This is a genomic window from Brevundimonas sp. KH_058 (genome assembly GCF_057838505.1).
In genome coordinates this window covers 208,695-224,570 of the sequence record NZ_CM174469.1, presented here as the reverse complement: position 1 = coordinate 224,570, position 15,876 = coordinate 208,695, and the positions used below count along the sequence as shown (strand labels likewise).

At 66.8% G+C, this 15,876-nt stretch carries 18 protein-coding genes; 17 read left to right on the top strand and 1 reads right to left on the bottom strand.

Features of this window, described 5'->3' with window-relative positions; translation table 11 throughout:
* Positions 1 to 9: 9 nt before the first annotated feature.
* Genes AC3ISA_RS01130 through AC3ISA_RS01120 form a run of 3 tightly spaced genes read left to right on the top strand, consistent with a single transcriptional unit; the run spans position 10 to position 2,428 of the window.
* Complete coding sequence (locus tag AC3ISA_RS01130) at positions 10 to 555, top strand: DUF1285 domain-containing protein (protein WP_372692821.1); 546 nt, start codon at positions 10 to 12, stop codon at positions 553 to 555.
* Positions 552 to 1,214 (top strand): CoA pyrophosphatase, encoded by a 663-nt coding sequence (locus tag AC3ISA_RS01125; RefSeq protein ID WP_489178964.1) that lies wholly within the window; start codon positions 552 to 554, stop codon positions 1,212 to 1,214. The genes AC3ISA_RS01130 and AC3ISA_RS01125 overlap by 4 nt, the downstream gene beginning before the upstream one ends.
* Entirely contained in the window at positions 1,211 to 2,428 is a 1,218-nt protein-coding gene (locus AC3ISA_RS01120) for a CCA tRNA nucleotidyltransferase (protein WP_489178963.1), read from the top strand. The genes AC3ISA_RS01125 and AC3ISA_RS01120 overlap by 4 nt, the downstream gene beginning before the upstream one ends.
* On the opposite strand, the gene AC3ISA_RS01115 is transcribed toward AC3ISA_RS01120, so the two are convergent.
* Positions 2,403 to 3,359, bottom strand: a complete 957-nt coding sequence (locus AC3ISA_RS01115; RefSeq protein WP_489178962.1) for an endonuclease/exonuclease/phosphatase family protein — start codon at positions 3,357 to 3,359, stop codon at positions 2,403 to 2,405. The genes AC3ISA_RS01120 and AC3ISA_RS01115 overlap by 26 nt on opposite strands.
* A 68-nt stretch (positions 3,360 to 3,427) precedes the next feature.
* On the opposite strand from AC3ISA_RS01115, the gene AC3ISA_RS01110 reads away from it, so the two are divergent.
* The 14 genes from AC3ISA_RS01110 (at position 3,428) to AC3ISA_RS01045 (ending at position 15,837) form a co-directional block, all read left to right on the top strand.
* Complete coding sequence (locus tag AC3ISA_RS01110) at positions 3,428 to 3,889, top strand: DUF4112 domain-containing protein (protein WP_489178961.1); 462 nt, start codon at positions 3,428 to 3,430, stop codon at positions 3,887 to 3,889.
* Between the two features lie 144 nt (positions 3,890 to 4,033).
* Positions 4,034 to 5,485: a DUF2793 domain-containing protein gene (locus AC3ISA_RS01105; RefSeq protein ID WP_489178960.1), complete on the top strand. Its 1,452-nt coding sequence runs from the start codon at positions 4,034 to 4,036 to the stop codon at positions 5,483 to 5,485.
* Complete coding sequence (locus AC3ISA_RS01100) at positions 5,482 to 5,637, top strand: hypothetical protein (protein WP_489178959.1); 156 nt, start codon at positions 5,482 to 5,484, stop codon at positions 5,635 to 5,637. Before AC3ISA_RS01105 ends, AC3ISA_RS01100 begins: the two co-directional genes overlap by 4 nt.
* Complete coding sequence (locus AC3ISA_RS01095; RefSeq protein WP_489178958.1) at positions 5,634 to 5,903, top strand: hypothetical protein; 270 nt, start codon at positions 5,634 to 5,636, stop codon at positions 5,901 to 5,903. Before AC3ISA_RS01100 ends, AC3ISA_RS01095 begins: the two co-directional genes overlap by 4 nt.
* Positions 5,900 to 6,283, top strand: a complete 384-nt coding sequence (locus AC3ISA_RS01090) for a M15 family metallopeptidase (RefSeq protein ID WP_372692829.1) — start codon at positions 5,900 to 5,902, stop codon at positions 6,281 to 6,283. Before AC3ISA_RS01095 ends, AC3ISA_RS01090 begins: the two co-directional genes overlap by 4 nt.
* Complete coding sequence (locus tag AC3ISA_RS01085; RefSeq protein ID WP_489178957.1) at positions 6,280 to 6,759, top strand: hypothetical protein; 480 nt, start codon at positions 6,280 to 6,282, stop codon at positions 6,757 to 6,759. The genes AC3ISA_RS01090 and AC3ISA_RS01085 overlap by 4 nt, the downstream gene beginning before the upstream one ends.
* Before the next feature lie 369 nt (positions 6,760 to 7,128).
* On the top strand, positions 7,129 to 7,944 hold the full coding sequence (locus AC3ISA_RS01080; RefSeq protein ID WP_372692831.1) for a flagellin: 816 nt from the start codon (positions 7,129 to 7,131) through the stop codon (positions 7,942 to 7,944).
* A 285-nt stretch (positions 7,945 to 8,229) separates the two neighbouring features.
* Complete coding sequence (locus AC3ISA_RS01075; protein ID WP_489178956.1) at positions 8,230 to 8,973, top strand: flagellin; 744 nt, start codon at positions 8,230 to 8,232, stop codon at positions 8,971 to 8,973.
* A 145-nt stretch (positions 8,974 to 9,118) separates the two neighbouring features.
* Positions 9,119 to 9,937, top strand: a complete 819-nt coding sequence (locus tag AC3ISA_RS01070; RefSeq protein WP_372692833.1) for a flagellin N-terminal helical domain-containing protein — start codon at positions 9,119 to 9,121, stop codon at positions 9,935 to 9,937.
* A 144-nt stretch (positions 9,938 to 10,081) separates the two neighbouring features.
* Positions 10,082 to 10,819: a flagellin gene (locus AC3ISA_RS01065; RefSeq protein WP_372692834.1), complete on the top strand. Its 738-nt coding sequence runs from the start codon at positions 10,082 to 10,084 to the stop codon at positions 10,817 to 10,819.
* 113 nt (positions 10,820 to 10,932) lie between these two features.
* Positions 10,933 to 11,730 carry a flagellin gene (locus tag AC3ISA_RS01060; protein WP_372692835.1) on the top strand — a complete coding sequence of 266 codons (798 nt, stop codon included), beginning with the start codon at positions 10,933 to 10,935 and terminating at the stop codon, positions 11,728 to 11,730.
* A 158-nt stretch (positions 11,731 to 11,888) separates the two neighbouring features.
* Complete coding sequence (locus AC3ISA_RS01055; protein WP_489178955.1) at positions 11,889 to 12,095, top strand: flagellar protein FlaG; 207 nt, start codon at positions 11,889 to 11,891, stop codon at positions 12,093 to 12,095.
* A gap of 136 nt (positions 12,096 to 12,231) precedes the next feature.
* Positions 12,232 to 13,080 carry a flagellin gene (locus AC3ISA_RS01050; RefSeq protein WP_489178954.1) on the top strand — a complete coding sequence of 283 codons (849 nt, stop codon included), beginning with the start codon at positions 12,232 to 12,234 and terminating at the stop codon, positions 13,078 to 13,080.
* 60 nt (positions 13,081 to 13,140) lie between these two features.
* Positions 13,141 to 15,837 carry an NHL repeat-containing protein gene (locus tag AC3ISA_RS01045; RefSeq protein ID WP_489178953.1) on the top strand — a complete coding sequence of 899 codons (2,697 nt, stop codon included), beginning with the start codon at positions 13,141 to 13,143 and terminating at the stop codon, positions 15,835 to 15,837.
* Positions 15,838 to 15,876 lie beyond the last annotated feature (39 nt).

The window sequence follows — 15,876 nt, the reverse complement described above, 5'->3', positions numbered from 1 at the left end:
GTCAGAGGGATGGATGATCCCAAGTCAGGACTGAACGCCGTCGCCGAGGCGGCGAAACAGGCGCCCGGCAAAGGGCTGCCGCCGGTTCACCTGTGGCATCCCGAGCATTGCGGCGAGATCGACATCGTCATCCGGGCAGATGGCGTCTGGATGCACGAAGGCTCGCCCATCGGGCGTAAGGAGCTGGTGCGGCTGTTCTCGACCGTGTTGCGCAAAGACCCGGACGGCTATCACCTGGTCACGCCGGTCGAGAAGCTGAAGATCCAGGTCGAGGATCTGCCGTTTCGGGCCGTGGCGATGGCGCGCGATGGCGACGACTTGGTGTTCACGACCGATGTCGGGGACGAGGTGGCGGCGAGCGAGGCCGATCCCATCGTGGTCGAGACCGATCCGACGACGGGCGAACCGGCGCCGCGCGTCCATGTGCGGCGAGACCTGTGGGCGCGAATCGCGCGCCCTGTCTTCTACGAACTGGTCGAGATGGCCGAGGAGGTCGATGGGCGGCTGGTGGTGCGTTCAGGGGGTAAGGCCTTCTCGCTGGGAACCGTGACGTGAGCCTGGAGACACTGAGAAACCGGCTGGTCGAACGGCTGGCGCCGGTCGAGACCTGGCGGCCGGAGCTGGTCGCGGCGCGTTCGGACTTCGATCTGAACCCCCAGGCGACACGGACGGCCAAGGAGCTTCGGCCGGCGGCTGTGCTGATCCCGATCGTGGCGCGGCCCGAGGGTGCGACCGTTCTGCTGACGCGGCGGGCCGACACCCTGGCGCGGCACACAGGCCAGATCGCCTTTCCGGGCGGACGGCTGGATCTGGGCGAGAACGCGGTCCAGGCGGCCCTGCGCGAGGCGGACGAGGAGGTGGCGCTGAACCCGGCTGCGGTCGAGGTGCTGGGCCTGTCCGACGCCTATGAGACGGGAACGGGGTTCCTGGTGACGCCGGTGATCGGCTGGTTGCGCGAGGCGCCGGTCACGACGCCCTCGCCGGACGAGGTGGCTGAGGTGTTCGAGACGCCTTGGGACTTCCTGATGGACGCCGCCAACCACAGGCGCGACTTCTACGACATGGACGAGGGGCTGCGGCGCTGGTTCTGGGCCATGCCCTGGGGCGAGCGTTATATCTGGGGCGTGACGGCGGGAATCCTGAAGGCTTTGCACGTCCGGCTTTATGGCGATGAGGCCGCGCCCGAAGTCGCGGCGGACGAGGACGCAGCATGAGCGTCTCGATGGCGGGGCAGCCATGGCTGGCAAGCCAAGCGACGCGGGCGGTTATCGCGGCGCTGGAGGCGGCGGGCGGTCCGGGCTGCGCGCGGTTCGTCGGCGGCTGCGTGCGCAACAGCCTGCTGGGCCAGTCGGTCGACGACATCGACATCGCCACGCGGTTGCGGCCTGAGGAGACCATCGCGGCGCTGAAGGCGGCGGGGCTGAAGGCCGTGCCGACCGGGGTGGAACACGGCACCGTCACAGGCGTGTCGGAGCGGCGACCCTATGAGATCACGACCCTGCGCCGCGATGTCGAGACGGATGGGCGCCGCGCGGTGGTCGCCTTCACCCACGACTGGGCCGAGGATGCGGCACGGCGGGATTTCCGCCTGAACGCCCTCTATGCCGATGCGGCCGGGACGGTGTTCGACCCGACCGGCGGCGGGCTGGACGACGCGGCGGCGGGGCGGATCGTCTTCGTCGGCGAGGCGGAGACGCGCATCCGCGAAGACTATCTGCGTATCCTGCGCTTCTTCCGGTTCTACGCCTGGTACGGGCGGGGCGCGCCTGACGCGGTCGGGCTGGCGGCCTGTGCGGCGTTGAAGGCGGGCATGGCGCAGTTGTCGGCCGAACGGGTGTCCAAGGAGCTGCTGAAACTGCTGGCGGCGCGCGATCCGCGTGCGGCGGTGCGGGCGATGGCCGAAACGGGCGTGCTGGCCCAGGTGCTGCCGCAGGTGCAGCCGCTGCCGCTGTTTGAGGCGATGTGCGGTCTGACCGACGATCCGGTGATGCGGTTGTCGGCTTTGCTGCCCGCCGATGCGGCGGCAGTGGTCGGGATCGCAAGCACTCTACGCCTGTCGAACGCGGTGCGGGACCGGCTGTCGGCGGCGGTTGGGGACGGGCAGGCTGTGTCGCCGCGCATGAGCGACGCCAATGCTGCGCGGGCGGCGATCTATCGGCTGGGACGCAGGGCGTTCGAAGATCGGCTGATGCGCGCCGAGGCGGCAGGCGAGGGCGACGGGGCGCGGCTGCGTTCGCTGGCCGCCGAGTGGACGCCGCCGAAGATGCCGGTCGGCGGCCGCGATCTGGCGCGGCTGGGCCTCGCCGCAGGGCCTGAGACGGGCCGGCTGATCAAGGCGTTCGAGGACGGCTGGGTCGCTGACGACTTTCCGGCCGACGGGCATGAGGCGCGGCTGAAGGCGCTTATCGCGGCGGATGGGCGCGTGTGAACTCTGTAATGACTGGGCGGTGGTCGGACCCCGTCGGCTGGCCCAGGTGTCGCGTGATCAGGGCCAGATCCGGCGAGCGATAGACCTGATCGATGGTGATGCCGGCGAAGGCCGGGGCCTGACTGGGCCAGGTCGCGGGCCAGCCGGGCGCGGGGATCAGGCCCATGTCCGCCTGGATCTGACGACCGATGCGGGCGGTCGAGACGCTGTTGAAATCGCCGGCGGCGATGACCGGGTGATCCGGCGCGGCCTTGCGACGCTCGGTCAGGGCCATGACCTGGCTGATCTGCCCCCACTGATACTGATAGGGCCAGGGCCGGGTCAGGTGGACGCCGAAGACGTTGATCGGGCCGATGGGCGTCTGGACGACCGCGCCAACGGCGCTGAGGCCGTCGTTGCGGTCGGGCAGTCGTTGCAGGATCGGATAGCGCGAGGCGATGATTGAGCGCGCATGATCGCCCGGCCGAGCTTGGCCGATTAGGGCGCGGTGAGGATAGTCCGGCAGCAGCGTCTCCAACTGCGACGCCGGCGCCTGGCCCATTTCGACCAGCACCAGAATGTCGGCGTCGGCGGCGGAAATGGACCGGCGCATCGCCTCTACATCCGTGTTGAACACCCACAGATTGGCGGAATAGACCCGCACGATGGGCTGCTCGGGCACGGCCGCGCCCTTCTTCGGCGTCCACTGGGGCCAGACGGCGATGGCCAGCACCAGACAGGCCAATCCTCCGATGATCGAGGCCGGCCACAGTCGTAGAATCAGACAGACCAGGGTCACGCCGACGGCCGCAAGCAGCATTGGCGACGTGAACTGGGCCAGGATGTCGACCCAGCGATGTCCGATCCCGCTGAGGGCCGCCACGCCGAATGTCGCGAGCCCCAGCAGAAGGGCGCTTGGCGTCACATTCGCCGCCAGCTTGATCAGGGTCATCGAAGACGTATCTCTCGGATTGAACGCGAAGCGTCGCGCCGCGTTAAGGCGACGCTTTGGAGGGCGACATGGCCAGACGGTCGATCCGGGATATCGAGAACATCTGGTCCAATGTCGAGGGCGTAAAGAAGCTGTCCGACCGCGTGATCGGCATCGGCCCGTTTGGCCTGGGGCTGGACGCCATGCTGACCTGGGTGCCAGTGGTGGGCACGGTCTATACGGTCGGAACCGGCGGCTGGCTGATGCTTCAGGCCGTGCGGGCCAGGGCGACGCCGGCGACCCTGGCGCGGATGGGGGCCTATATGGCCATCGACACAGCGACCGGAACGGTGCCCATCGCGGGTGACATCGTGGACACCTTTTTCCCCGGCCAGCTGATGGCGGCGCGGGCGCTGCAAAAACACATCGAAAGCACCCACTGGGTCGAGGACACCGAGGCCAATGCGCGCGCCAGCGGCGATCACGAGATGCACGAGGCGCGGGTTCAGAACGACCAGACGCTGAAGCGGATTGTCTATCTTCACGACTGAGATGTGCGGGCTGAGCGGCTCTAGCCATCGCATTCGCCGAAACGAAATCTCATGAAATCAAGGGTCTGATCGACGGCATCGACCGTCTTCCGGCCTGAGTTAGCCGCGCGCCCAGACTGATCTCCGACGACAACGGAGAGAAGAATGAGCGACGATTTCAGCGCGCGTCTGGCCCTGCCTTATCTGGCGGCGGGGCAGATGCAGAAACATGTGACCCTGAACACCGCCCTGACCCGGCTGGACGCCCTGTTGCAGACGGCGGTGGTCAGCCGGACGACAGCGGTTCAGCCGGGCGATGCGTCCGACGGCGACCTCTATATCCTGCCGGACGATGCGGAGGGCACGGCCTGGGCCGGGCGAGCAGTCGGAACCCTGATGCGGTTCGAGGCGGACGGCTGGACCATCGTGCCGACCCCCGACGGCGTGATCGCCGTCGTGCTGGACGAAGGCGTCGTGGTGGTGCGGGTCGATGCAGGCTGGGTCGCGCTGGGCGAGCGTCTGGGCGAGGTGCAGGGTCTGGCGCTGCTGGGCCTGGGCACGACCGCCGATGCGGACACCCCCCTGGCGGCCAAGATCAACGCCGCCCTGTTCACCGCGCGTGGTGTGGACGAGGGCGGCGACGGCGACCTCCGTCTGACGCTGAACAAGCAGGCGGCGGGCGATGTCCTGTCGTTGCTGTTCCAGAGCGGATACGCCGCCCGAGCGGAGTTGGGCCTGATCGGCGATGACGATCTGGGCCTCAAGGCCTGCGACGACGCCGGGACGTGGCGGCCTGTGTTCCGCGTGGACCGCACGACGGGCCGCATCGCCTTTGATCAAGGCGCGGTCAGGCGCGAGACGGTCCTGCTCACCAACGACGGTGAGTACGCTCCGCCACCCTGGGCGCGATGGATCGAAGTCACCTGCGTCGGCGGCGGAGGAGGCGGAGGCGCAGGACTGTCGGGACCGGAGGGAACCGCACGTTTCGGCGGTGGCGGGGGCGGCGCGGGCGGTCTGACGCATGGCCGTTGGTCCATCGAAGACCTGGACGACGCGCTGGCGATCACTGTCGGGACGGGCGGCGCAGGCGGCGCCGCGGGCGGCGAGAGCCGGATCGCGTCGGGCGGGACCGTCCTGTTGCGCGCGTCGGGCGGGGCCGGTGGAGCCACGGGAACGTCCAGCGAGGGTCTGGGCGGCGCGGGCGGACATGGCCTGCGCGCCGCCAATCTCGGCGGCGGTTCGTCGATCACGATGGCGGGGGCGACGGGCGGCGAAACCGCCTGTGCCGATGGGCCGGGCGGGGGAGGCGGGGGCGGCGGACTGAGCGCGGCCAATGTCTCGCGATCCGGGGGACCGGGCGGCGCCGGCGGCTGGTCGGGCCTTCGCGCGGCCGGGGGCGTCGCTGGCGCTGCGGGTCAGGCCTCTGCGAAGCCGTCTCTGTCGATGGTCGGCGGAGGCGGCGGGGGCGGAAACGCTTCGGCGAGCGGCGCCGGAAGTCCCGGCGGCGCAGGCGCGACCTTTGGCGCAGGCGGAGGTGGAGGAGGCGCTGGCCTGACCGTCGCCGGCCAGGGCGGTTCAGGCGCTGCGGGCGTCGTTCGCATCACGGCCGTCGGATGAGCCGGCGGCGACATCCGGCCGAGCCGGTCGAAGTGCTGGAGGCCGAGGCGTGGGAAGCGCCCGACAGCCTCAGCGACGGGGAATGGCGCGCCCATTCCGGCTGGGACGGCCGCTGCGCCGTCGAAACCTATGACAAGGAGGACGAACAATGACCCGAAGTGTGCAGGGGCCGATCCCCTTGGCTGAAGGACGCTGGCTGTTTCGGCGGCTCTATGCCTTCGCCGTCAGCGCGGGGCTGTGGGTGCTGCTGATGCGCACCGTCGGGCGAATGCCGCCCGAAATGCTGCCGAAGATGACGGACGGGCTGATGGGGCTGCTGGCCCTGATCCTGGTCCTCTATCTGGTGGCGCCCACCGCCCAGCAGTTGGTCGCCCTGATCGCCAACGCGCGCCTGAAGATCACGGGAGGCCGGCCATGAGCTTTCGGCTGTCCAGCCGGTCGCGCACGCGGCTTGAGGGCGTGCATCCGGCGCTGACGGCGGTGGTCGAGGCGGCCATCGCCCGCACGCCCGTGGACTTCATGATCACCGAGGGGGTGCGCACGGCGGTGCGCCAGGCGGCGCTGGTCAAGGCCGGGGCCAGCCGCACGATGCGCTCGCGCCACCTGACCGGCCATGCCGTCGATGTCGCCGCATTGGTTGACGGGCAGGTGCGGTGGGACTGGCCCTTGTATGGCCGGATCGCCGAGGCGTTCAAGGCGGCGGCGCTTGACCTGAAGACGCCTCTGATCTGGGGTGGCGACTGGAAGACGCTGCGCGACGGCCCGCATTTCGAGCTGGATCGAAAGGCCTTTCCATGAGCGTCAGGTCGATCTTGCGCGCGCTGACGCCGCTGGGCTGGCTGGCGGCCGGCGTGGCGGTGTTGGCCCTGTCTTTCGCCCTGTTGGGCGGCCTCGGCTTTCGTTGGGACCCGCTGAATCTTAAGCAGAAGCGCCTCGCGGCCGCCCAAACTCAGGCGCGCGACGCCGCCGCAACCGCGGATGCGCAAGCCAACGCCCGGCGGCTCGAAACCGAAGGCGCGGCGGCTCAGGCCCGGCGCGTCGATCACTATCAACACAGGACGACGGCGGCCGAGCGTGCGACCGCGACCGCCGTCGCACAGGCCAGGAGCGCCGATGACGCCAACAATCCTTTGGAAGACCGCCGCGCTGATCGCCTGCGCGGCCATGACGACGAGCTGTGCCGGCTCGCCCCCGATCTCGACGGTTGCGCCGGCGCGGCTGGTGCTGCCGGAGGCGGCGAAGCGGTCTTGCGCTCTGGCGATTCTGCCGGCTGAGCCTACGGCAGGCGATCTGGACACGGCCTATGTGCTGCGGGGCGCCCAGATCATGGCCTGTGACGGGGCGCGGCGGCTGGCGGTGGAAACGCTACTGGCCGAACGGGCGATGCAGGACGCGCAATATGGCCTGAAACGGCCTGGCGGCTGACGCCCTGCAAAAACGCCTCGGCAACTTCTGCCGCCTCAGGTGCAGGTTTGCCGGGTCGTTTCACAAAACGCCGAGATAAGTTCAATGAAATCAGTAACAGCGTCGGGTTGGCGCCCCGTTTCTGACTGGCCCCGCCCTTGCTCTTAGAGAGACCGAGCAAAACGCTCCTGGCGCTAAAATGGCGCCGGACATCACACGAAGTGAACAGGAAAGCCAAAATGGCTACGAGCATCAATACGAACTACGGCGCAGCTGTCGCCCTGCAAAACCTCAATGCGACCAACGCCATGTTGGAGCGCACGCAAAACCGTGTGAACACGGGACTGAAAGTCGCGACCGCCAAGGATAGCGGCGCAATCTTCGCAATCGCCACGACGCAGCGCGCCAACATGGGCGCCATGGACGCCGTGAAGAATTCGCTTCAGCGCGGACAATCGATCGTCGACGTGGCCCTGGCGGCCGGCGACACGGTCACCACTGCGCTGGAAGAAATGAAGTCTCTGGCCGTGTCCATCCAATCGTCGACGGGCGCCGCCCAGACGTCTTATCTGGATGAATTCAAGGCTATGGGCGCCGAGATCACCGCCGCACTGGCAGGCGCCGCCTTCGACGGCGTCAACCTGTGGACCGCCGCGACGCCGACGAACCTGATCAAGGATGTCGCAGGCGGCACGACCGCCATCGGCTTCACCGCTGCGGGTGGCAAGGCCGCCGACACGGACATCACCACCATCACCAACCAGTCGATCGCCGCCACGGCCGCTACCGTCGCCGCTGTCGATGCCGCCATCGCCGAAGTCACCGCTTCCTTGTCGACCCTGGGCACCCAGTCCAAGTCGGTCGGTCGTCAGCTAACCTTCGTCGGCAAGCTGCAGGACGCCACCGAAGCCGGCATCGGCAACCTGGTTGACGCCGACCTGGCCAAGGAAAGCGCCAAGCTGACCGCCTTGCAGACCAAGCAACAGTTGGGCGTGCAGGCGCTGTCGATCGCCAACTCGTCCAGCCAGATCCTGCTGAGCCTGTTCCGTAACTAAGGCGAGGGATCCCGTCTCGTCAGTTCGCACCCGGGCGCATCTTCACGCCGTCCGCCTCATCCAACTTGAAGCAAGCCCGGCAGTTCTTGCCGGGTAAGCGACCCCGCACGGCAAGAACTGCCGGGCGGAAAGGAGGGTAAATCAATAGTAAATACATGAAATCAGATAGTTACCCTGATAATTGTTCGGGCTGACTGGCCCGGCAATTGCTTCTTACCCACTGAGCAAAAAGCTCCTGTCGCCAAAACGGCGACAGCCCTCACGAAGTGAAAAGGACCGGCCAAAATGGCTTCTATCAATACGAACTACGGCGCCGCCATCGCGCTGCAAAACCTGAACAAGACCAACTCGGAGCTGGAGCGGACGCAAAACCGCATCAACACCGGCATGAAGGTCTCGACCGCCAAGGACAGCGGGGCGATCTTCTCGATCGCCACGGCCCAACGCGCCAACGCCACTTCGCAAGACGCGGTTCGTTCCACCCTCCAACGTACGCAATCGATCACCGACGTGGCTCTGGCCGCCGGCGACACCATCACGACCGCTCTGGAAGAGATGAAGTCCCTGGCCGTCTCGATCCAGTCGTCGGCTGCCGGTTCCAGCGCCGAGACCTCCTATCTGGCCGAATACAATGCGCTGGGTCTGGAAATCACCGCTGCGGTCTCCGGCGCCTCATTCGATGGCGTCAACAGCCTGACGACGCCCCTGGGCGTGGCCGGCCTGACCGATGTCAGCGGCGGCGGCAAGGCCCGTGCGGCCGCCACCACCGCCAATGTCGACACCGCCATCGCCACCGTCACCGGCGCCCTGTCGACCCTGGGCACCCAGTCCAAGTCGCTGGGTCGTCAGATCACCTTCGTCAACAAGCTTCAGGACGCTCTTGAAGCCGGCGTGGGCAATCTGGTGGACGCCGATCTGGCCAAGGAAAGCGCCAAGCTGACCGCCCTGCAAACCAAGCAACAGCTGGGTGTGCAGGCGCTGTCGATCGCCAACTCATCCAGCCAAGTGCTGCTGAGCCTGTTCCGCTAAGGGCCGGGAAGGGGGTCGCCTAGGCGGTTCCCCTTTCATGGCTTTCAGTAACGGCCGGCGGTTCCTGACCGTCGTCCATCCCCGAGCAAAACGCTCACGTCGCCCGATCACGGCGACGATCACGAAGTGAGTAAGGAACGCCCCCATGGCGAGTATCAACACCAACTACGGCGCCGCCATCGCGCTGCAAAACCTGAACAAGACCAACTCGGAGCTGGAGCGGACGCAAAACCGCATCAACACCGGCATGAAGGTCTCGACCGCCAAGGACAGCGGGGCGATCTTCTCGATCGCCACGTCGCAACGGGCCAATGCTTCGGCCCAGGACGCCGTTCGCACTTCGCTGCAACGCGGTCAGTCCATCGTCGATGTGGCCCTGGCCGCCGGCGACACCATCACCTCCGCCCTGGAAGAGATGAAGTCCCTGGCCGTCAGCATCGCCTCCTCGACAGGTGCGGCCAAGACCTCCTACGAGTCGGAGTTCACCGCCCTCGGCAAGGAAATCAAATCTGCTCTGGACGGCGCCAGCTTCGACGGCGTCAACCTGCTGACCACCGCGTCCACGGGCGCCACCGAGGTCAAGGTCCAGACGGGTACGGGCGCTGCCGACACCAAGACCGTCGGCACCACGGCGGCGTTGAGTGCGAACACGGACCTGGCCAAGTTCACCGCGGCCACCCCTGCGGTCGCCGACTTCACTGTCGCCAACGTGGATCTGGTCATCTCGGCCGTGACCACGGCCATGTCCACCATCGGCACCCAGTCCAAGTCGATCGGTCGTAGCGTCACCTTCGTCAACAAGCTCCAGGACTCCCTGGAAGCCGGCGTGGGCAACCTGGTCGATGCCGATCTGGCCAAGGAAAGCGCCAAGCTGAGCGCCCTGCAGACCAAGCAACAACTGGGCGTGCAGGCGCTGTCGATCGCCAACTCCTCCAGCCAGGTGCTGCTGAGCCTCTTCCGCTAAGGCCCGGAGGGCGCGGGTCGCTTCGGCGGCGCGCGCCCAAGGTCTTGAACCGGCGTCGGTCTCCGACCGTCGCCATCCCCTGAGCAAAACGCTCCCGCCGCCAAAATGGCGTCGGCCATCACGAAGTGAAGAAGGACAGCCAAAATGGCTTCGATCAATACGAACTACGGCGCCGCCATCGCGCTGCAAAACCTGAACAAGACCAACTCGGAGCTGGAGCGGACGCAAAACCGCATCAACACCGGCATGAAGGTCTCGTCGGCCAAGGACAGCGGGGCGATCTTCTCGATCGCCACGTCACAACGGGCCAACGCCGCCTCGCAAGACGCGGTTCGCTCCGGCCTGCAACGCACGCAATCGATCACCGACGTGGCTCTGGCCGCCGGCGACACCGTCACGACCGCTTTGGAAGAGATGAAGTCTCTGGCAGTCAGCATCGCATCGTCGACCGGTGCTGCGCAGACTTCCTACCTGGCGGAATACAATGCGCTGGGCACAGAAATCTCCGGCGCGATTTCGGGCGCGAGCTTCGATGGCGTCAACAGCCTGACGACGCTGGGTGCGAATGCGGCGATCACCGCCGTGAACACTGGCTCCGTCACCGCCGCCAACGCCACGACCGCCAACGTCGATGCGGCCATCACGGCCACGACCGGCGCCCTGGCCACCCTGGGCACCCAGTCCAAGTCGCTGGGTCGTCAGATCACCTTCGTCAACAAGCTTCAGGACGCTCTTGAAGCCGGCGTGGGCAATCTGGTGGACGCCGACCTGGCCAAGGAAAGCGCCAAGCTGACCGCCCTGCAAACCAAGCAACAGCTGGGTGTGCAGGCGCTGTCGATCGCCAACTCGTCGAGCCAGGTTCTGCTCGGCCTGTTCCGCTAAGGCCCGGAGATCCGGTCGCCCCGGCGGCCGGATCGCAGGTCTCGACCCCTGAGCAAAATGCTCCCGTCGTCAAAACGACGACGGCCATCACGAAGTGAAGAAGGACAGCCAAAATGGCTTCGATCAATACGAACTACGGCGCCGCTATCGCGCTGCAAAACCTGAACAAGACCAACTCGGAGCTGGAGCGGACGCAAAACCGCATCAACACCGGCATGAAGGTCTCGTCGGCCAAGGACAGCGGGGCGATCTTCTCGATCGCCACGTCGCAACGGTCCAACGCTTCGGCCCAGGACGCCGTTCGCACTTCGCTGCAACGCGGTCAGTCCATCGTCGATGTGGCCCTGGCCGCCGGCGACACCATCACGACGGCCCTGGAAGAGCAAAAGTCTCTGGCCGTCAGCATCGCGTCTTCCACGGGCACGGCTCAGGCGTCGTATCTGGCGGAATACAATGCGCTGGGCACTGAAATCTCCAGCGCTCTGGGCGGCGCCACCTTCGACGGGGTCAACCTGTTCAAGGCCAACGCCGCGGCCATCACCGTGCAGACCGGCACATCGTCGACCTCCACGTTGAAGGCCATCGCAGCCACCGATACGGCGGTCGCGACCACGGCGACGGCTGCGGCCGGCGATGCGGCCACCCTGGTCGCCACCGTCGATAGCGCCATCTCGGCCTTCTCGGCGGTCCTGTCCGACTTCGGCACCAAGTCCAAGTCGGTGGGACGCAGCATCACCTTCGCCAACAAGCTTCAAGACGCTCTTGAAGCCGGCGTGGGCAATCTGGTGGACGCCGACCTGGCCAAGGAAAGCGCCAAGCTGACCGCTCTGCAAACCAAGCAACAGCTGGGTGTGCAGGCGCTGTCGATCGCGAACTCGTCGAGCCAGGTTCTGCTCGGCCTGTTCCGCTAAGCGAGCGGCCGGAGCGGTTTTTCGACCGCTCCGGCTGACCGTTCAATCCTCAAGGGAGCGTGGGCCGACCCGCGCATGGAGCCATGACAGACAATGTCGCGAGATTAGTAAGCGTACCTCAGACCGTTCCTATCGACGCCGTTTCGCCCAATTCGGCCTTGCCTGAGCCGACGCATCGGAACGACAACGACGACGCCAGCCGTTATCGCCTGACCATCGAGGCGATCGGGGACAATCGTTTCGTCTACAAGGTCCTGGACCGCGTGACGGGTGAAGTGATCCGTCAGTTGCCGCGCGAGGATGTCGAGAAACTGCACAGCGATCCGACCTATCGTGGAGGAAGGGTGGTCGACACCGCGGTCTGACGGCCGTCTGTCGGTTCTGGTATCGTTAACGCCGCCGGCTCGCCGGGCGGCGGATTTATGGTTTCTGGCGCGTTAACCCTCCGCTCACGACTCATGGTTAATACTGACGGGAACAGAACGTCCGGGGCTTGAAGCCATGACCACCAGCATCCACACCAATACCTCGGCGATGATCGCCCTGCAGAATCTGAACAGGACCAACGAACAGTTGGCTTCGACGCAGAGCCGGGTGAACACGGGCCTGAAGGTCCAGGGCGCCAGAGACAACGCCGCAGTCTGGGCCGTCGCCCAGGGACAGCGCGCCGATCGCGGCTCGCTGGAAGCGGTGGCCACCAGTTTGAACCGCGCCACATCCATCGCAGACGTGACACTGGCGGCGGGGCAGCAGATTTCGGACCTGCTGATCGAGCTGAAGGGCAAGGCCACCGCCGCTTCCGACGAAAGCGCCACCCTGGCGATGCGGACGTCGTATAACGACGAGTTCCAGTCGCTGTTGAAGTCGATCCAGTCGTTCGCGGACAATGCGATCTTCGACGGTTCGAACATTCTGGACGGCTCGGCCACCGCCGGCATCAACTTCCTGGCCAGCGCCGACGGCGCCGAGACCATCACCCTGAACCGTCAGAACCTGACGCTGGCGGGCCTGGGCCTTGCGGCTTCGACGACCCCGGTCGCGGCGGCGCCGGACCTGCTGACCAAGGTCAAGGCCGACGACGCCCTGACGCGGATCAACACCGCCATCTCCACAAGCACGGCGCGGCTGGCCGAACTGGGCGCCCAGTCCAAGCAGATCGAACGCCACACCACCTACGTCGGCAAGCTGTCGGACGCGCTGGAGGCCGGCATCGGCAATCTGGTCGATGCCGACCTGGCCAAGGAAAGCGCCCGCCTTCAGGCGTTGCAGGTCCAGCAGCAGTTGGGCGTCCAGGCCCTGTCGATCGCCAACCAGGCGCCGCAGGTCATCCTGTCCCTGTTTAAGGGCTAACCGCGCCGCTTAACGGTTCGTTATCGGGCGCCGCCGCACGATAGGGGTGGAGCCGTCTGAATGATCAACAACAGCTATTTGCTGGGTCTTTACGGGGCGTCGACGGACTCGTCGTCGCTGACCGGAGCCACCACGTCCGCCGCCAAGAAGAAGACTCAGCCGACGGCGCCGTGGTCCTCGACGACGACCCCGGCCAAGGCCAGCGATCTTGTGCGCGCCGCACTGGCCGGTCGCAAGCTGATCGACGAGAACAATGTCAGCCTGGATCTGGCCGGCGCCTCGGGCGACTACCGCAAGATGTTCGCCCTGTATCAGGGCCTGAATACGCTGGGCGCCCTGGCTGACCGGGCCGGGGTCAAGGGGCTGACCGCGTCTGAGTCCACCCAGTTGTCCAAGCGGTTCGGCGAAGGCCTGGCCGACCTGTCCGCCTATCTCGGCGCGGCGAAATTCGAGGACGTTCGCCTGGTCCAGGGCGTGGCCCAGACGGCGGTGAAGAGCACATTCGCGGTCGAGCGCGCGCCGACCACCTTCGTCACCGCGCCCGTCCACGACGGCGCCGCGGCTTCCCCGGTCAAGGCGTTTCAGGGCGACGTGAAGTTCGCCATGACGGTCAAGACCACGGCGGGAACCCGGACGATCAACATGGACCTGTCCGAGATGGGCGGGACCGATCGTTCGATGATGACCGTCGTCGGCTATATGAACGGCAAGCTGGAGGCGGCGGGCGTCTCCACGCGTATCGGCAATCAGTTGATCCCCGCCGAGCCGCGCACGATCAAGAGCGGCGCAAAGACCATCACCCTGCCGGCCGGGCCGGACAAATGGGCGCTGAAGGTGACGGGCGGGACCGGCGAGGCGATCAGCTTCCAGGCCGTCGATACCTCCGACGCCGTCTATGTGACGCAAGGGGTCGGCAAGACCGGCGCGGGTCAGTTGCTGAAATTCCAGGCCGATGGCGGCGCCGCCCCCGCCGCCCAGCAGGGCGTGGACGATCCGTTCTGGGTCGAGGGCAGGGTGGGTCAGACCGACCTGCCCGACGGCGTCGCCGCCGTGAAGGCCAGCGCCGTGGCGCCCGACGGCTCCGTCTGGGTTGTCGCCGAACTGACGGCGGGCGACGCCAATCAGCCGATCAAGGGCACGCGCGACGTCGCCATGATGAAATACGATTCCGCCGGCAACCTGATGCAGACCAAGCTGCTGGGCGCGGCGTCCAGCGCCAACGGCTTCTCCATCGCCATCGACGACGACGGTCGGGTGGCTCTGGCCGGATCCGTGACCGGCGCGCTGGAGCCGGGCAAGAGCGGTGACAACGCCGCCGTCGCAGACAGTTTCGTTTCCGTGTTCGACAGTTCAGGCAAGGAGCTGTGGACCCAGCGTCGCGGCGCCAAGGCGGCCGACGAGGCGACCGAGGTTCGGTTCGGCGCCGACGGCATGGTCTATGTCGCCGGTCGCTCGAAATCGGCCATGCCGGGCAATGCGGCCATCGGCGGCTGGGATTCCTATCTTCAAGCGTTCCAGGAAAAGCCGACCAGGATCAATGGCCCGGATGTCGGGGTGAACGTCTCGACGCTTCAGTTCGGCACTGTCGGCGACGATGCAGTCCAGGCCATGACGGTGTCGGGCAACGACCTCTATACGGCGGGTGTCGAGAACGGGAAGGCGGTCGTGCGTCGCTTCACCCTGAACGCCGACGGCGCGCCGACCCTGGCCTCGACCCGCGACCTCGGTTTCGCCAGCGGCGCCATCGCCGGCATTTCGGTCGAGAACGGCAAGGTCGTCGTCACCGGCCAGACCGAGAATGCGGCCCTGGATATCGGCACGGTCACCAACGCCCACGCGGGCGGCAGCGACGTCTTCGTCGCCACGCTGTCGGAGGATATTCAGGCGTCCGGCGACGATCGCCTGACCTATTTCGGCGGCGCGGGGGCGGATACCGCCGCCGATGTCGCGATCAAGGACGGCAAGGTCTGGATCACCGGCACGAACCGGGCCGAGGGCGCGGGCAAGGACGATCCCACCTCGGCCTATCTGGCGCGCATCGACCTGGCGACCGGGGCGGTGGAGTCCAACAAGACCTGGCGCGCCGACGGCGACCAGGCCAAGCCGACCAGCCTCAGCATCGCGGCGGGCGGCGCCAGCGTGCTGGATCGGCTGGGCCTGCCGCAAGGCCAGATCATGCAGGCGGATTCCAAACTGCTGACCGTCGCCACCTCGGCGCGGGTCGGCGATCAGTTCTCCATCACTCCCGCCGGCGGCGGCCGCGCCGTCACCGTGACCATCGACGCCAAGGACACGCTGGAATCCCTGGCCAAGAAGATCGGCACCGCGTCCGGCCGACAGCTCGAAGCCAAAGTGATCACTGACCTCAAGGCTAGGCCCGTGGTCCAGCGGCTTGAGATCAAGACGGCCGCCAACAAGGAGGGGGCCATCATCTCCGCCGGGGCGGTCGGCAAGGACGCCTTGGGTGCGCTGGGCCTGACGCCCGGCTATGTCGGTCCGGTCAAGCCGGACAAGGACGCGACCAAGACCTTCGGCCTGAACCTTTCGAACAAGCTGACCCTCAACGACCCCGCCTCGATCAAGGCGGCCATCGATTCGCTGGCCCAGGCGATGACGGCGGTGCGTTCGTCCTATCGATCGCTGGCGCCGTCGACGGGCACGATCACCAACACCCAGACCGGCAAGGGTTCGTCGAACGCCTATCAGCAGACGCAACTCGCCAACTATCAGGCCGCCCTGAACCGCCTCATGGCCTGATCGGTCGTCCTTCGCGGTTGACGCCCGGCGTCGGGTCGG

Bases quoted from the DNA above. Each gene is read 5' to 3' on its own strand.
- AC3ISA_RS01130 (WP_372692821.1), top strand. From the start codon at position 10: ATGGATGATCCCAAGTCAGGACTGAACGCCGTCGCCGAGGCGGCGAAA.
- AC3ISA_RS01120 (WP_489178963.1), top strand. From the start codon at position 1,211: ATGAGCGTCTCGATGGCGGGGCAGCCATGGCTGGCAAGCCAAGCGACG.
- AC3ISA_RS01115 (WP_489178962.1), bottom strand. From the start codon at position 3,359: ATGACCCTGATCAAGCTGGCGGCGAATGTGACGCCAAGCGCCCTTCTG.
- AC3ISA_RS01110 (WP_489178961.1), top strand. From the start codon at position 3,428: ATGGCCAGACGGTCGATCCGGGATATCGAGAACATCTGGTCCAATGTC.
- AC3ISA_RS01105 (WP_489178960.1), top strand. From the start codon at position 4,034: ATGAGCGACGATTTCAGCGCGCGTCTGGCCCTGCCTTATCTGGCGGCG.
- AC3ISA_RS01100 (WP_489178959.1), top strand. From the start codon at position 5,482: ATGAGCCGGCGGCGACATCCGGCCGAGCCGGTCGAAGTGCTGGAGGCC.
- AC3ISA_RS01095 (WP_489178958.1), top strand. From the start codon at position 5,634: ATGACCCGAAGTGTGCAGGGGCCGATCCCCTTGGCTGAAGGACGCTGG.
- AC3ISA_RS01090 (WP_372692829.1), top strand. From the start codon at position 5,900: ATGAGCTTTCGGCTGTCCAGCCGGTCGCGCACGCGGCTTGAGGGCGTG.
- AC3ISA_RS01085 (WP_489178957.1), top strand. From the start codon at position 6,280: ATGAGCGTCAGGTCGATCTTGCGCGCGCTGACGCCGCTGGGCTGGCTG.
- AC3ISA_RS01080 (WP_372692831.1), top strand. From the start codon at position 7,129: ATGGCTACGAGCATCAATACGAACTACGGCGCAGCTGTCGCCCTGCAA.
- AC3ISA_RS01075 (WP_489178956.1), top strand. From the start codon at position 8,230: ATGGCTTCTATCAATACGAACTACGGCGCCGCCATCGCGCTGCAAAAC.
- AC3ISA_RS01070 (WP_372692833.1), top strand. From the start codon at position 9,119: ATGGCGAGTATCAACACCAACTACGGCGCCGCCATCGCGCTGCAAAAC.
- AC3ISA_RS01065 (WP_372692834.1), top strand. From the start codon at position 10,082: ATGGCTTCGATCAATACGAACTACGGCGCCGCCATCGCGCTGCAAAAC.
- AC3ISA_RS01060 (WP_372692835.1), top strand. From the start codon at position 10,933: ATGGCTTCGATCAATACGAACTACGGCGCCGCTATCGCGCTGCAAAAC.
- AC3ISA_RS01050 (WP_489178954.1), top strand. From the start codon at position 12,232: ATGACCACCAGCATCCACACCAATACCTCGGCGATGATCGCCCTGCAG.
- AC3ISA_RS01045 (WP_489178953.1), top strand. From the start codon at position 13,141: ATGATCAACAACAGCTATTTGCTGGGTCTTTACGGGGCGTCGACGGAC.